Source organism: Psychrobacter halotolerans (assembly GCF_039680845.1).
GTDB lineage: Bacteria > Pseudomonadota > Gammaproteobacteria > Pseudomonadales > Moraxellaceae > Psychrobacter.
The window spans coordinates 156805-171727 of the sequence record NZ_JBDKWD010000005.1; the positions used below are offsets into that span (position 1 = coordinate 156805).

Here is a 14923-nt window from a genome sequence, read left to right on the forward strand (position 1 = left end):
CCGTATTGATTATATCCTATATAAAACAGACGTTATTAGGTATCAATATGCAATATATATGCATGAATTGTGAGAAAGAGTACGCGCCAGCACCCCTTCTTATTCGCTGCGATTGTGGCGCCGCGTTATGGGTCAAACCCGAAAAAAGCTTTTCAAAGTCAGATCTTATCACTGATGACTTTACCATGTGGCGGTACGCCAACGCCTATGCCCTAGACAAAGAATCTATCGAGATCACATTTAACGAAACCATTACGCCACTAGCCTCTGCCAACATCGGTCATGTTAATATCTTGGCAAAAATGGATTCATTAATGCCAACGGGTTCTTTTAAAGATCGCGGCGCCGCTATGGTCGTTAACTATCTAAACTCGCAAGGTATACGCAGCATTTCTGAAGATTCAAGCGGCAATGGCGGTTCAGCTTACGCAGGATATGCTGCCAAAGGAGGGTTTGACTGCAACATTTTTGTGCCAGCAGGAACCTCACTTGGCAAAACCGTTCAGACTAGGATATATGGCGCGCGCTGCTTTGAGATTGAAGGCTCCCGAGAAGATGTCGCCAATGCAGCCATGAACAGCAAAGCGACGCATGATAGCTATTATGTTGGTCATAACTGGCATCCATTGTTTATTGAAGGCGTCAAATCCATCGCCTACGAGATATGGGAACAATGTGGTTACCAAGCACCCGATAACTTTATTGCACCAGCAGGCAATGGCAGTTTATTAGCAGGTGCTTATTTGGGTTTTATGGAACTGCTGCGAGGCGGCGCTATAGACAAAATGCCACGGCTGTTTGGCATTCAAACGGAAGGAATCCAGCCTTTTGTACAAGCGTTCAATAATGAGGAAATCAATATTGGCTCAACCGATACGCTTGCCGAAGGTATTAAGATTCAACGCTCCTCTCGCCTCAAAGAAATCGTTGATTTTGTTCGTCAATCGAATGGTGACTTTTTTAGTGTGAACGAATCAGAGATCAAAGAAGCATTACATATGATGGGCAAACAAGGGTTTTTTATTGAACCTACGTCAGCGGCTGCGTTTGCTGGAATAAAAAAACTGATTGATACAGACCAAATTATGGACGGACAAATCACTGTCGGTGTAATCACAGGCAATGGTCTTAAATCGACAAATACTTTGCAAGATTTATTGATTAATGCTGAATAATGACAAGGCGTCTCAAATGGAGTACATTCAAACTGACAATGCGCTAAAGCCTGCAGGTCATTACAGCCAAGCGATCAAACATGCTGGATTGCTTTATGTCTCTGGTCAATTACCTATTAATCCTAACTCTGGCGAAAAAGTGACTGGTGATATCGACATTCAAGCAAGATGCGTATTTGATAACATAGAACTAATCCTGAATCAGGCTGGTACTGACCTCAATCAGGTAATTAAACTGGTTATCTATATCTCAAGCGTGGATTTATGGAATCGAGTGAATGACATCTGTGGCGAGTATTTCATCAATCATAAGCCCGTTAGAACTATTGTACCAACACGAGAGCTACACTTTGGTTTGAGCATCGAGATCGATTGTATCGCTGTTTGTCATTGAGTCGTGGGCGTAATCACAAAATTTCTGAACCAAGTCCTTTACCCGGCTTAAGTTGTAGTTGTTTTGCCTAACACAAATATGGACGGGTCGAATAAGCTCGTCCAACTCGGAGAAGCGATGTACTTTAGCACGATCGATAGATAGCGTATGGATGATAGACAGAGGAATCAAAGCAGGAGCCGCCCCACTTAATGCAAGATGTACCGCTGCGTTATAAGAGTCGAGCTGCATAGCGGGCTTGATGTTAAGTTTATCCAATATTACCGATTGATAAGCATTCGCTGAATTACTTAAATCGGTGGTAATCACTTGGTCTGGCAAGGTAGCTAATGGTGTATTACTCAGAATATAGAAGTGCTCATCAAAAAGATGAAATGTGAGTAACCCTGTGTGCAAAGGCAAAAAGCCTGCACATAACCCCATTGTGGCTTTGCCTGATTTCACATTCTCAATAATTCTAGGCGTGTGATTGGTTGAGAGCGTGATATAGCGATCTGACTGAATTTCTGACGCCAATAATCCACTAAAATAACCCGATATCAACGTTTCAGAACAATCTATTTTTATAAGACTTTTGCTATGCTCAGATAGGCTCTGCTCATAAATCTGTCCACGAAGCTCATCAAATAGTGGCCCAATACTATCTATCAAAGCATTGCCATCATTGGTCAAACGCACGTAACGACCTTGAGGCTCAATGAGCTTTTTACCTATCTTTTTTTCTAAATTATGGATGCGCTTACTGACAGCAGACTGGCTGATAAAGAGTAAACTGCCCGTTTTACTCATCGTCTTTGCTTCAGCGAGCACCAGTAACGTCTCAATTCCTTCTAATAACATATCGCGCCTTTGTTATCTCCCATTTTTAATTATTATATGCCAAAAATTACCTTCACCTACATCAGCGTAGTTTTTTAGGATGACAAAACGTTATTGCTCAATTTTAAGCCTGTTCAAGCAGTTTAGAGGCAATAAACAAATCCTGAATAGCGATACCTGAACTGTCAAAAATAGTAATGTCCGAGTCTTGCTGCCGACCTAGAGCTTCACCAATTATGACCTGACCTATCTCTGTGATTGACGCATGAGCGCTATGCTGAAACTCACCAATAATCATAGACTGCGGCTTATAGTCACAAAAAAGCTTAGCGTTTTGGTATAGCTCGGCAGGTAGCTCCTGCTTGCCGACTTTGTCCGCGCCCATCGCTGAGATATGTGTGCCCGCTTTGACCAAATCGGCATGAAATAAGGGTTCTTTAGCAGTCGTTGCAGTGACAATAATATCCGCGTGTTCACAACCATACTGAGCAGATGCTTCTTCAGCAGGAATGCCCTTGCTCACCAAGCGATTGATAAATTTTTCGGTATTGCTTTTATTTCTTCCGACGACAAGGACTTTGGAGATATTGCGAACAGCTGAGATCGCCAAGACTTCATATTCTGCCTGATGCCCTGTTCCAAAAACCGTCAATACCGCAGCGTCTTTTCGAGCCAAATAATCAACGGCAACGGCGTCTGCTGCCGCTGTTCTATAAGCGTTGACTTGACTGGCAGCCACCACAGCCATAAGCTCGCCTGTGTCTGGGCTTAATAAAAAAATAGTGGTTCCATGACACGGCATGTTTTTAGCGTGATTGTCTGGCCAGTAAGTGCCAGTCTTCCAACCGACTAAGTGAGCGGTAGAGGCTGACTTTAACGAAAACATAGAATCAGGCTGTGCCCCTGAGGCATTAACAACGGGAAACAGGGTTGTGTCACTACTAATGGCAGCGACAAAAGCTTCTTTTACAGCCGCATATGCCAGCTCGTGTGAAATAAGTTTTGCCGTTTGCGCTTCATTCAAATAAATCATCTTACCATCCTTGTATTCTCATCCAAACTTCATAGGTATTATCTTGGGTATCAAACACGTGATATTGTTTGTGCATTGAAGCGGTAGCGCAGGCGTGGTTGGGCAAGATATGTAAACGACTACCAATCGGAATATCGCTGAAGTTTATACTGGCACCATTGACCGCTTCTATAATGCCGTGCTCCTGATTCACGTTTGTGACTTGCAGATTGTCGAGTAATACGCCATTGCTGTCAGTTAGCAGACCATAGCCACAATCGGTTGGTTGGTTCGCGGTGCCTCGATCTGAAGACAGCGCCATCCATCCGGCATCAATGATGAGCCAACCTTTTTCTTGATTGTGCCCGATGACGGTAGTTATCACGCTGGCTGCAATATCATTGACACGACAAACGCCCACACCCATCATAACCAAATCAAAAAAGCCATACACTCCTGACCTTACTTCTGTGACGCCTTCTAGATTTTGGTAATTGTAGGCAGTTGACGTAGCCCCAATATTCACGGTCTCACATGGTATTTCTGTGGAACGAAGGTTCTTATGGGCGCTAAGCACAGCTTTTACTTCATTCTCAGCGACAGCGCATAGCGATATTTGATCAAAACAGTGACAAAACTTACCAGCATGAGTCAAAACTCCCTTTATCTCCGTACGTTTCATAAAATAACTCTTCCCTCCATCTTTATACTTTCTTTATACCCCGCCTCGTTATCTTGACAACACTTTTATACCTCGCTTGGCATACTGTTTCCATTAATAAACAAGTCGTTAATAAACGATCAGTCGATGAATGCGTTGTCAGTGATATAGAGCGAGATGCCGCAAGTGATGGCCAACACCTCCTACCAGTGAACATCATACTAAGCCTTCCGCTTACACCTTACCTTTACCGCTGACCCGCGACTCATAACCGATCTTCATTATTATTTTTGGAGCGTGTCATGGACGTTTTTGCAGGATTTCTTGCCCTTGGTTTATTCCTCTATTTGCTGTATGTCCTGATTAAGCCGGAGGCATTCTGATGACCATGTATGCACTATCGCAGCTGCTTATCTATCTGCTGATTTTATTTGTCTTAGGATATTTTTTATCCGGTTATATGCTCCAGCGCATGCAAGCACCGGTCTCTGCCCTTGAGTCACGCCTCTTTAGTGTGCTTGGTATGATCGGTCAAGACAGCAAAGGCAATCGCGCTTTTGGTATGAATTGGAAGCAATATGCTTTCGCCATTGTCCTGTTTAACTTTATTGGGTTTCTGGCGTTGTTTGTTTTGCAATTGGCGCAAGGGCGCTTACCGCTGAATCCAGCAAACATGACGGGTGTTACGTGGGACTTGGCGATGAATACCGCCATCAGTTTCATGACCAATACCAATTGGCAAGCCTACGGCGGCGAAAGTAGCATGAGCTACCTCACACAAATGATGGGCTTATCTCTACAAAACTTCTTATCCGCAGCCACCGGCATCGTGGTGGCTTTTGCGCTAATGCGGGGTTTGGTGCTCAAGCAAAGCGCTCATCTAGGCAACGCGTGGATCGACTTATGGCGCTGTAACATTTATATCCTACTGCCCATTGCTGCAATCATTGCTGTGATGCTCATGAGTCAAGGCGTCATCCAAACCCTATCCACATATATGGATGTACAAACCTTGCAAGGTGACACGCAGACCATCGCTTTAGGTCCTGTGGCCTCACAAGAAGCCATTAAGATGCTCGGTACCAATGGCGGCGGGTTCTTTAATACCAACTCCGCGCATCCGTTTGAGAACCCCACGCCGCTATCTAACTTTATTCAAATGTTGGCCATCTTTTTGATTCCAACCGCGCTTTGTTTTTGTCTGGGCAAACTTAGTGGCAACCTAAAACAAGGCTTGGCGATTTTGGGTGCGATGACTGTCTTGTTCGTGGGCATGTACTCATTGACGGTAAGTAGTGAGCTGGCTGGCAATCCTTGGTTGGCGGCGCAAGTGCAAGGACTAACCGATGCCAACGTGAGCGGTAATATGGAAGGCAAAGAGATACGCTTCGGTATTGTGGCCTCGTCGCTGTTTGCCACTATCACGACGGCGGCATCATGTGGTGCGGTAAACGCAATGCACGATTCGTTCACACCGCTCGGTGGTCTTAGCACCATGCTACAGATGCAATTGGGTGAAGTGGTGTTCGGCGGTGTGGGCGCGGGTCTTTACGGTATGTTGCTCTTTGCCATCTTGGCAGTGTTTGTTTCAGGCCTTATGATTGGCCGTACGCCTGAATATCTTGGCAAAAAAATTGAACCGTTCGAGATGAAAATGGTGGTATTGGCCCTATTAGCCGCGCCGCTCATGGTACTGCTCGGCACTGCAATCAGCGTGATGACGCCTTCCGGTCAAGCAGGTATTTTTAATCCTAGCGCGCATGGCTTTAGTGAAGTGCTCTACGCCTTTAGCTCAGCCGCTAATAATAACGGTTCTGCGTTTGCAGGCTTAGGCGCCAACTCCCTGTTTTATAACTTTATGCTTGGTCTATCTATGTTGGTTGGACGCTTTGGTGTAATTATTCCCGTACTGGCGTTGGCAGGCTCGTTGGTACAAAAGCCTAGACTCGAAGTCAATAGCGGCACCCTACCCACTACCACACCGTTGTTCGTCGGGTTGTTGGTCGGTACTGTCCTTATGATTGGCGCCCTAACTTTTGTCCCTGCTTTAGCACTCGGGCCCATCATAGAGCAGATTTGGATGTTGGGCGGTTAGCCGCTTTACATCGGTCAGCATCGAGTCATCTTGTTCATCATATTACTGATCCATTTTAAAAAAAGTACCGTTCTGCTGGGGTGCATTTTTCGAAGCCTCTGTCACGCTTGCGAACAGCCAGTGAGAAAAATTGCATCCAGTAGAACTGAATGACGATATGTACCACTTTTGTTTTGGATTGACTATAGATTGACTCTATACCCAGCAGCAAATTGCCCCATTTTTATGATTATGTGAGGAATACCAACATGACGGTTATATCAGATCCCAACGAGCAGTCCACCCATTTACAGTCACAACAAGATCCCAATCGGTCAGGCAACCCCAAAAAACCCGCGCAAGGACTACTTGATCCTGCTTTGATCAAGCCAGCGTTAAAAGCCGCGTTACTTAAGCTTGATCCCAGAGTCCAATGGCGCAATCCAGTAATGTTCGTGGTTTATATCGGCTCATTGCTGACCAGTATTTTGGCCATCACCATGCTGACTCAGTCCCAGTCAGGTGTTGGTTTTACGCTAGCCATTACTTTTTGGCTGTGGTTTACGCTGTTGTTTGCAAACTTCGCTGAAGCTTTGGCAGAAGGCCGCAGCAAAGCCCAAGCCGCCAGCCTCAAACAGGCGCGTCAAGATGTACAAGCTCGCAAACTGGCGAATATTGATAGACACTCAACTCCAACGATGATTCAAGCCACAGCGCTAAATCAAGATGACATCGTGTTAGTCAATGCAGGCGAAATCATTCCTGCTGACGGTGAGGTGATAGAGGGTCTAGCCTCAGTAGATGAGTCGGCGATCACGGGTGAGTCAGCCCCTGTCATTCGTGAAAGCGGTGGCGATTTTAATGCGGTGACAGGCGGCACCAAAGTGTTGTCCGATTGGCTCATGATTCGTATCACGCAAGCCCCAGGACAAGGATTTTTGGATCGTATGATTTCGTTGGTAGAAGGCGCAAAACGTACCAAGACTCCCAACGAGATCGCCTTGACTATTTTATTGGTCGCTCTGACTCTAATATTTTTGATGGTGTGTGTCACCTTATTGCCGTTTTCGCAGTTTGCCGTGATGTCTTCGGGCAATGGTGAGCCCATTTCTATCGTAGTTTTGGTCGCATTGTTAGTGTGTTTGATACCGACCACCATTGGCGGTTTATTATCAGCCATTGGCGTTGCCGGTATGAGCCGCATGATGCAGGCCAACGTCATCGCGACTTCTGGGCGCGCGGTAGAAGCGGCAGGTGATGTTGACGTCTTACTACTCGATAAAACCGGCACCATCACTTATGGCAATCGCCAAGCGGCGCTCTTTATACCTGCTCAAGGTGTAACAGAAAGCCAGCTTGCCGAGGTGGCACTGATCAGCTCTTTAACCGATGAGACACCAGAAGGACGCAGTATCGTCAAACTTGCGCAAAGTCGCTTTGATATCGATGATGAGGTATGGAAAGCGCGTTCGTTTGACACGATTGAATTTACCGCACAAACGCGTATGAGTGGCACAGATATCGAAGGTCGCCGTATTCGTAAAGGCGCTTTTGATGCCATCATAAAGTGGATTGAAGCCCAAGGCGGCAAACGTCCAACCAATCTCGATCAGCAAGTTGCAGAAGTTGCTCGCCGTGGTAGTACGCCCCTGCTTGTGGCCGATAATGGGCAGCTGCTTGGCATCATCGAGCTAAAAGACGTGGTCAAATCGGGCATAAAAGAGCGCTTTGCCGAACTGCGTAAGATGGGTATTAGCACCGTCATGATCACTGGCGACAACCCTCTAACCGCTGCCGCTATTGCTGCTGAAGCGGGTGTGGATGACTTTATGGCCGAAGCCACGCCAGAACAAAAGCTGGAGAGAATACGCAGTTATCAACGTCAAGGCAAACTGGTCGCTATGACGGGCGATGGTACCAATGACGCGCCTGCTTTGGCGCAAGCTGACGTGGCGGTCGCCATGAATAGCGGGACTCAAGCCGCCAAAGAAGCGGCCAATATGGTCGATTTGGACTCAAATCCGACCAAGCTCATTGAAGTGGTACAAACGGGTAAGCAGATGCTGATGACTCGCGGTGCCTTGACGACGTTTAGTCTTGCAAACGATATCGCCAAGTATTTTGCGATTATCCCAGCCGCCTTTGCCAGTACCTACCCAGCGCTTGGGGTGCTCGACATTATGCACTTGGGTAGTCCCAAAAGCGCCATTTTGTCCGCCATTATTTTTAACGCGTTAATCATTGTCTTTCTTATTCCCTTAGCGCTGCGCGGCGTCACTTATAGACCTGATTCTGCCATCAATCTATTGCGTCGCAACTTAATGATATACGGCTTGGGCGGGCTACTTTTACCCTTCGTCGGCATCAAACTGATTGATCTTATTATTAATGCCCTGCACTTGGTATAACCACAATACGGATGATAACGACTATGCAATCTAACCACTCCCTACCTTCTAGTAACGCGACGCAACCTGCTTCTCCTATGAACGCTGAACACTCACATATTGACGATAACGAAAGCGTGGTACTTGATCAGACGGCCACTCGTATGCCCATGCTCAAACCCGCGTTATCATTATTTATCGTCTTAGCCATCACTTTAGGTTTATGCTATCCCTTACTAATGACTGGCGTCGCGCAGGTGACAATGCCAAACAAAGCCAACGGCAGCATGATAGATCAAAACGGTAGCTTGGTTGGTTCTACGCTCATTGGTCAGACATTTGATCAACCAGAATATCTGTGGACTCGCCCATCAGCCGCTGGAGATGGCTACGATGCGGCGCAATCATCGGGCAGCAATTTAGGTCCACTGAATCCTGAATTGGTCACCAATGTAGAGACGCAAGTACAAAAACTTAAAGCAGCCGATCCACAAAACACCGCACCCATTCCGCTTGATTTGGTCACCATGTCAGGCAGTGGATTGGATCCACACATCTCCCCCGCCGCTGCCGCGTGGCAAGTAAATAGAGTGGCACGCATACGAGGCATTAGTAGCGAGCAAGTACAAAAAGTGATTGATGAACATACAGAAGGTCGCCAACTGCATTGGCTGGGTGAGCCTCGCGTAAACGTACTGGCTGTCAACTTAGCATTAGATGAGATGTCTGGCAGCAATTGATTTACACTAAGCAATAAGCAGTGCGCGCGGTGATAAATAGGTGTGATAATAAATGAGCGCCATGATAAGTGAGTGCCATAATGACGAGCATAGACATGAGTGATCAGCGACCCAATCCAGAAGATTTATTGCAGCAAATAAAGCAGCAAGAAGACACGCTGAGTAGAGGCAAACTAAAAATCTTCTTTGGGTCTTCGGCAGGTGTGGGAAAAACTTATGACATGCTCTCAGCCGCTCAAAGAGATCAAGCGCATGGACTCGATGTCTTAGTCGGTATCGTAGAGACGCATGGCCGCAGTGAGACAGCCGCGTTGCTTGAGGGCTTGTCCATACTGCCATTACGTCAGATTGAATATCGAGCGCAAACCTTGTTTGAGTTCGATATTGACGAGGCATTGGCGCGTGCGCCCGATATCTTATTGGTGGATGAGCTGGCGCATAGTAATGTGCCAGGATCTCGGCACCCAAAGCGTTGGCATGATGTCAATGAGCTATTAAAAGCCGGTATCAGCGTTTATACCACGGTCAATGTCCAACATTTAGAGAGCCTAAACGATGTCGTGAATCAAATCACAGGCGTCGTGGTGCAAGAAACCATTCCTGACTGGTTCTTTGATCAGGCAAACGAGGTAGTATTGGTCGACTTGCCAGCGGACGAGCTACTAGCACGGCTGCACGAGGGCAAGGTATATATTCCCAGCCAAGCAAAACACGCGATAAAAAACTTTTTTAGAAAAGGCAATCTGATTGCGCTTCGTGAGCTGGCCTTACGCCGAACGGCGGATTTGGTCGATGCTGATATGCGCGACTATCGCAACCAATCTCGCATATCCTCCATTTGGAACACAGCAGACCAGCTATTAGTCGGTATCAGCACGCGTGAGTACAGCGAACGTCTTATTCGACATGCGGCCAGACTTGCCAGCAGCTTACATTCTCAGTGGTATGTGGTTTATGTAGAGACACCTCGTAGTCCTTATAAGCTGTCCAAAAACAAGCAGAACGTATTAAATGCCTTACGCTTAGCAGACGAGCTGGGCGCAAAGACAGAGATCATCAGTGCCATTAATGTGGCTGAAGGTTTGGTCAGTTATGCGCATCAATTTAACATTGGCCGTATTATCATTGGACAAAACCAAGGGGCGTCTTATTTTAATCGCTCATTGGTCAAACAAATCTCAGAGCAAGATTTGAATTTAGACTTGATACTGGTCAATCAAATCAAAAAGAAGAAAACGCTAACTGGCGCGCGCGAGATACCTGCTTGGAACCTATCCGACTTGTCTGCTACCGACAACCGCACCGGTTATTTGATGGCATTTTTTGGCTGTACACTCGTCACCGTTAGCCTAGTGGCGCTCACGCGTTGGTTTGATTTGGCCAATGTGGTGATGCTCTATTTATTGGTTATTGTATTTATCTCTGTGCGCTTTGGCCGTGCGCCGGGGATATTTGCCGCGCTTTTGAGTGTTATAAGTTTTGATTTATTTTTTGTGGAGCCCAAGCTGTCTTTTAGTGTGAGCGATGTGCAATATCTGGTCACCTTTGCCGTCATGCTTGTGGTGTCATTAATTATTAATAATTTGGCGGTAGGCTTACGCTTTCAGGCGCAAAATGCACGAAAACGCGAGCAACAAGCCATCTCAATGAGTCACTTGGCACAAAACCTAAGTGCCGCGCGTAAAAACGACGAAATCATCAGCCAATCAATTGTCTGGCTGAATAAGCATATCGCGAGCAAAGCCATCATGGTGATGCCAAATGCCGATGGTGAGCTATCGATTGTCTCAGAGCCAAACGTGCCAGCAGATTTTAATTGGAATGTCACGCAGTGGGTGTTCGATCACAATGAAAGCGCGGGGCTCGCCACCAACACTCTTCCCGCCAACGCCATACATTATCGAGCGCTTGCAACCTCAAGTCATGTACTGGCCGTATTGGCATTAAAACCGACAGACCATGATAATTTTAATCAGCCCGAGCAGCAGCGAACCCTCGATGTGGCGCTTGCGCAAATCACGCTGGCGTTGGAGCGCGTACATTACGCAAAAGTTGCCCAAAACGCGCTTATCAAAGTGGAATCCGAACGACTGCGCGGCTCGCTGCTGTCAGCCTTGTCTCATGACATTCGTACACCCATTACCGTACTGTCGGGGCTTGCCACTTCGCTTGCCACCCAGACTTTAGCGCTCGATGAGCAAAAGCAGCTAGCGGTCGATATCGAGCAGCAAGCCCACGTTATTCAGCGTTTGGTCATCAATATTTTAGATTATGTGGCGCTTCAGTCAGGTGGCATGAAACTAAACAAGCAGTGGGTCAGCTTGGAGGAAATCATTGGTAGCAATATCCGCCAGCTTGACCCTTATCTACAAAATCGGCAGATTAAGATCGACATTCCTCATGCGGTAGATTTTATCTATACGGACGAGCTTATTTTATCGCGGATTCTAAACAACCTGTTGACCAACGCGATTAACTACACCCCAGATAGCGCGACTATTGACATTCAAGCCACCCTCAACGACCAACCAAGCGTACAACACCAGCCAAAACCACCAAGCTATCAAATAACAGTAACAGACAGTGGCGCAGGCTTACCCATAGGTATGGAAGAAAAAATATTTGATCGTTTCACGCGCGGTGACAACGAAAGTAGTACGACAGGTCTGGGACTGGGTTTGGCATTGAGTCGAGATTTGGTCAAACATTTAGGCGGCACACTAAGCGCGCACAATATACAACCGCACGGCGCACAATTTGTTATAGTGCTACCGTGGGAACCTTTATCAGCACAAGATATGTTTGATGACAAGTTTGTACTCGGCACGTCAGAGATGACAACAAATTCAGAAAAATAAGGCACTATGAAGACCATCCTCATTATCGAAGACGAAGCGCATATTACCCGATTTATAAAATCTGCTATGGAGCAAGAAGGCTATCAAGTCTATAGCGCTGACAGCTCAAATAGAGGGTTGATAGAAGCGGCTTCTCGACGTCCGGACTTGCTTATCTTAGATTTGGGCTTACCGGATGCCGATGGTTGCGATGTGATCTTAGACATTCGAACGTGGTCATCACTGCCTATCTTGGTATTGTCGGCGCGCAGTGATGAGCAAGATAAAATCAAAGCATTAAATCTGGGCGCAGATGATTATCTGGTAAAACCTTTTAGCATGGGCGAGCTGATTGCTAGAGTGAACGCTCATATGCGGCGCTGGCAAGTGGGCTATGAGACGCCCGTCGAGTTGACGCTCGGCAATGTCAGTATTGATTTGACGCAAAGAAAAGTCAGCAAAAATGGCGACAACATCCACTTGACCCCTATCGAATATCGCCTACTGACGGTATTGATCAAAAATGCCGAAAAAGTCATGACCCATCAACAGCTACTGACAGAAGTATGGGGCAAAGGTCACAATCACCAAGAGCATTATGTGCGCATCTTTATGTCGAATTTGCGGCAAAAGCTCGAAGACAACCCTTCTCGGCCCAATTATTTTTTAACCGAAATTGGCGTGGGTTATAAGCTGCATATTCCCAAACGTTAATATTGACTGCAATAGAAAGATTGTTGCGGCTACGTCTTCTAAGCACTTCGTTCAAGCGCGTTATCTTAACGAACGCTGACTCATGCGGCTTACACTGGCAATCAGCGTAATCATCACAACACCAACGACAATCAAAATACCCGACATCATGTGCGCGGCTTCATAGTTAAGCGCCTCGACTTGCTCGTATATAGCAATCGATACCACCTTGGTCTCCCCAGGAATACTACCGCCGATCATCAGCACCACCCCAAACTCACCAATAGTATGGGCAAAGCTAATCAAACCGCCCAGCACGATCCCAACGCGCGCTTGCGGTAACGCCACTCTCATAAAGCGCCTGACAATGCTTGGCTCTAACAAATGAGCCATCTCCATCACACTTTGCGGAATACGCGAGAACTGAGCATAAACAGGTTGGATATAAAAAGGCAAGGAATAGATAATGGAGCCAATAACCAGACCTTCAAAAGTAAAGATTAATGGGCTGATATTATGTTCAAGAAGCCATTGACCAATACCCATATTAGGACTGAGCAGCAGCAACAGATAAAATCCAATGACGGTTGGTGGCAATACGAGAGGCATGGCAATAATGCCCATGAGTAACACTTTAAAACGCGCCACCGCTGGTTTTCGACTGGGTTTGGCAAGCCAATACGCCACAGGAGTTGCAAACAGTAATAAACATAAGGTGGTCACACTAGCAAGCTTGATGCTGACCCAAAATGGACTAAGCATATCTGACATAAGCGACGGGTCTATCATACTGTCACTGCTCGTCTCATTGGTATAGGTGTTATCACGAGTAAGGGTTTGTTTTGGAAAATGAAGCGTGCCAGATGCATCAGCTACTCAGACAATAATCACAAGCAGCAAACGCAGTTCCTGGCTGTCTAGCCGTTATTACTGAGCCATTTAGAAGAGTCGTCTTCATAATACTCTTGCTTCCAAACAGGAATGTCTGCCTTAATGGTGTCCAATATCCAGCGGCAAGCATCAAATGCCGGATAACGATGCGCAGATACCACGCCAACCCATACAGCCACATCACCAATCTCTAAAGCACCGATACGGTGGATGGCAATAGCATGCGTAATCTCAAAACGTTTTTTGGCTTCTCGTATAATGGCGCGGCCTTGATTCAACGCCAAATCCTCATAACCGTAGTAAGTCAGACGCTCAACGCTCTCAGCATTATTGTGATTGCGCACGCGACCCTCAAAGCACACGAACGCACCGCAACTGTCGTCATCAAGTGTGTTTTTGAGTCGAGTCTCATCAATAGCCGTATCTAATAGCGCAAAACCATCGCGTTCGGCAATATTATAAACCTCATCAACACTGCGCTTAATGGTCATGGAATGGCTGTGGACATTATCTGTCATTTATTGTCTCTATTCTTTGTTTCTATAGTTGATTCATTTTAAAACGGATACAGTGCTGCTGGGATAAATTTTTCGCAGCCTCTGTCTTCAACGGCACAGCAAGCAAAAAAATTGTGTCAGTAGCACGTCGCTATGTATGTATAGATTCTATTTGGAACTGGCTATGTCTATTGTTGCGTTCAATATAAGACGTTCTGTTAAAAACTAACCACCAGCAACGGGCGTAATAAATACAATGCTATCACCATCGTGAATTGGATCCGTCCATTTTGCAAAGTAATCATTGATGGCAACGCGCAGTTCTGATTTTGGTCGACTAAACTGATGCTTTCGACAGAGCTGTTCGTACAACGCATCTAACGACATCGACTTATCTACGACCACCGCCTCTTCTGAGCAATTGGCTTCATCCGCTAGGCTCGCGAAATATAGAACATTGATCGTCATCGTTGCATTTGTATTGGTTGCCACAGCAGTATTACTCATAAACCCTTCCTTTTTAAAATCTATAGTAGATTCACTTTAAAAAGAATACAGCGATGCTGGTATGGCTGGTATGAAAGTTTCGATGCCTCTGAAGTGTGAAGCGCACAGCAAGCGAGGAAAATTTATACCAGCAGAGCACCATGCCCATCGCATCTCTTTTATATTAAATAGACTATATCCAGCTTGATACTCATCATACGTTTAATCAATCAAACGACCGTTTTTGCCTTTAAGCT

At 46.2% G+C, this 14923-nt stretch carries 14 protein-coding genes; 8 read left to right on the forward strand and 6 right to left on the reverse strand.

Annotation, left to right across the window (positions count from 1 at the left end; genetic code table 11):
- Positions 1-47: 47 nt before the first annotated feature.
- Positions 48-1175, forward strand: coding sequence for a threonine synthase (locus AAJP47_RS10645; RefSeq protein ID WP_346717901.1), 1128 nt, complete (start codon positions 48-50; stop codon positions 1173-1175).
- A 16-nt stretch (positions 1176-1191) separates the two neighbouring features.
- Positions 1192-1569 carry a RidA family protein gene (locus tag AAJP47_RS10650; protein ID WP_346717902.1) on the forward strand — a complete coding sequence of 126 codons (378 nt, stop codon included), beginning with the start codon at positions 1192-1194 and terminating at the stop codon, positions 1567-1569.
- Here AAJP47_RS10650 and AAJP47_RS10655 read toward each other — a convergent pair.
- The 3 genes from AAJP47_RS10655 to AAJP47_RS10665 form a co-directional block, all read right to left on the reverse strand.
- Entirely contained in the window at positions 1519-2409 is an 891-nt protein-coding gene (locus AAJP47_RS10655; RefSeq protein WP_346717903.1) for a LysR family transcriptional regulator, read from the reverse strand. The genes AAJP47_RS10650 and AAJP47_RS10655 overlap by 51 nt on opposite strands.
- 103 nt (positions 2410-2512) lie before the next feature.
- Positions 2513-3421 carry an ornithine cyclodeaminase family protein gene (locus AAJP47_RS10660; RefSeq protein ID WP_346717904.1) on the reverse strand — a complete coding sequence of 303 codons (909 nt, stop codon included), beginning with the start codon at positions 3419-3421 and terminating at the stop codon, positions 2513-2515.
- Position 3422: 1 nt separating this feature from the next.
- The gene (locus AAJP47_RS10665) at positions 3423-4082 is read right to left on the reverse strand and encodes a type III PLP-dependent enzyme domain-containing protein (protein ID WP_346717905.1); all 660 of its coding nucleotides are present in this window, start codon (positions 4080-4082) and stop codon (positions 3423-3425) included.
- Positions 4083-4363: 281 nt separating this feature from the next.
- On the opposite strand from AAJP47_RS10665, the gene kdpF reads away from it, so the two are divergent.
- The 6 genes from kdpF to AAJP47_RS10690 all read left to right on the forward strand — a co-directional run bounded on the left by kdpF (position 4364) and on the right by AAJP47_RS10690 (position 12813).
- A complete protein-coding gene (gene kdpF / locus AAJP47_RS13475) occupies positions 4364-4444 on the forward strand; it encodes a K(+)-transporting ATPase subunit F (RefSeq protein ID WP_497198722.1) in 81 nt (26 codons plus the stop codon).
- Positions 4444-6156 (forward strand): potassium-transporting ATPase subunit KdpA, encoded by a 1713-nt coding sequence (gene kdpA, locus AAJP47_RS10670; RefSeq protein WP_346717906.1) that lies wholly within the window; start codon positions 4444-4446, stop codon positions 6154-6156. Before kdpF ends, kdpA begins: the two co-directional genes overlap by 1 nt.
- A 248-nt stretch (positions 6157-6404) precedes the next feature.
- Entirely contained in the window at positions 6405-8543 is a 2139-nt protein-coding gene (gene kdpB, locus AAJP47_RS10675; protein WP_346717907.1) for a potassium-transporting ATPase subunit KdpB, read from the forward strand.
- A 23-nt stretch (positions 8544-8566) separates the two neighbouring features.
- Complete coding sequence (gene kdpC / locus AAJP47_RS10680; RefSeq protein ID WP_346717908.1) at positions 8567-9262, forward strand: potassium-transporting ATPase subunit KdpC; 696 nt, start codon at positions 8567-8569, stop codon at positions 9260-9262.
- A gap of 95 nt (positions 9263-9357) precedes the next feature.
- Entirely contained in the window at positions 9358-12120 is a 2763-nt protein-coding gene (locus AAJP47_RS10685; protein ID WP_346717909.1) for a DUF4118 domain-containing protein, read from the forward strand.
- A gap of 6 nt (positions 12121-12126) precedes the next feature.
- On the forward strand, positions 12127-12813 hold the full coding sequence (locus AAJP47_RS10690) for a response regulator (RefSeq protein WP_346717910.1): 687 nt from the start codon (positions 12127-12129) through the stop codon (positions 12811-12813).
- Between the two features lie 60 nt (positions 12814-12873).
- Here AAJP47_RS10690 and modB read toward each other — a convergent pair whose 3' ends face one another.
- The 3 genes from modB to AAJP47_RS10705 all read right to left on the reverse strand — a co-directional run bounded on the left by modB (position 12874) and on the right by AAJP47_RS10705 (position 14687).
- Positions 12874-13581, reverse strand: coding sequence for a molybdate ABC transporter permease subunit (modB, locus tag AAJP47_RS10695; protein ID WP_346717911.1), 708 nt, complete (start codon positions 13579-13581; stop codon positions 12874-12876).
- 128 nt (positions 13582-13709) lie between these two features.
- A complete protein-coding gene (locus AAJP47_RS10700; RefSeq protein ID WP_497198723.1) occupies positions 13710-14174 on the reverse strand; it encodes a molybdenum cofactor biosynthesis protein MoaE in 465 nt (154 codons plus the stop codon).
- A gap of 231 nt (positions 14175-14405) precedes the next feature.
- Positions 14406-14687, reverse strand: coding sequence for a MoaD/ThiS family protein (locus AAJP47_RS10705; protein ID WP_346717913.1), 282 nt, complete (start codon positions 14685-14687; stop codon positions 14406-14408).
- Between the last annotated feature and the right edge of the window lie 236 nt (positions 14688-14923).

What these genes read in the sequence shown, in the direction of transcription:
- AAJP47_RS10645 (WP_346717901.1), top strand. Translation starts at nt 48, where the DNA reads ATGCAATATATATGCATGAATTGTGAGAAAGAGTACGCGCCAGCACCC.
- AAJP47_RS10650 (WP_346717902.1), top strand. Translation starts at nt 1,192, where the DNA reads ATGGAGTACATTCAAACTGACAATGCGCTAAAGCCTGCAGGTCATTAC.
- AAJP47_RS10655 (WP_346717903.1), bottom strand. Translation starts at nt 2,409, where the DNA reads ATGTTATTAGAAGGAATTGAGACGTTACTGGTGCTCGCTGAAGCAAAG.
- AAJP47_RS10660 (WP_346717904.1), bottom strand. Translation starts at nt 3,421, where the DNA reads ATGATTTATTTGAATGAAGCGCAAACGGCAAAACTTATTTCACACGAG.
- AAJP47_RS10665 (WP_346717905.1), bottom strand. Translation starts at nt 4,082, where the DNA reads ATGAAACGTACGGAGATAAAGGGAGTTTTGACTCATGCTGGTAAGTTT.
- kdpF (WP_497198722.1), top strand. Translation starts at nt 4,364, where the DNA reads ATGGACGTTTTTGCAGGATTTCTTGCCCTTGGTTTATTCCTCTATTTG.
- kdpA (WP_346717906.1), top strand. Translation starts at nt 4,444, where the DNA reads ATGACCATGTATGCACTATCGCAGCTGCTTATCTATCTGCTGATTTTA.
- kdpB (WP_346717907.1), top strand. Translation starts at nt 6,405, where the DNA reads ATGACGGTTATATCAGATCCCAACGAGCAGTCCACCCATTTACAGTCA.
- kdpC (WP_346717908.1), top strand. Translation starts at nt 8,567, where the DNA reads ATGCAATCTAACCACTCCCTACCTTCTAGTAACGCGACGCAACCTGCT.
- AAJP47_RS10685 (WP_346717909.1), top strand. Translation starts at nt 9,358, where the DNA reads ATGAGTGATCAGCGACCCAATCCAGAAGATTTATTGCAGCAAATAAAG.
- AAJP47_RS10690 (WP_346717910.1), top strand. Translation starts at nt 12,127, where the DNA reads ATGAAGACCATCCTCATTATCGAAGACGAAGCGCATATTACCCGATTT.
- modB (WP_346717911.1), bottom strand. Translation starts at nt 13,581, where the DNA reads ATGATAGACCCGTCGCTTATGTCAGATATGCTTAGTCCATTTTGGGTC.
- AAJP47_RS10700 (WP_497198723.1), bottom strand. Translation starts at nt 14,174, where the DNA reads ATGACCATTAAGCGCAGTGTTGATGAGGTTTATAATATTGCCGAACGC.
- AAJP47_RS10705 (WP_346717913.1), bottom strand. Translation starts at nt 14,687, where the DNA reads ATGAGTAATACTGCTGTGGCAACCAATACAAATGCAACGATGACGATC.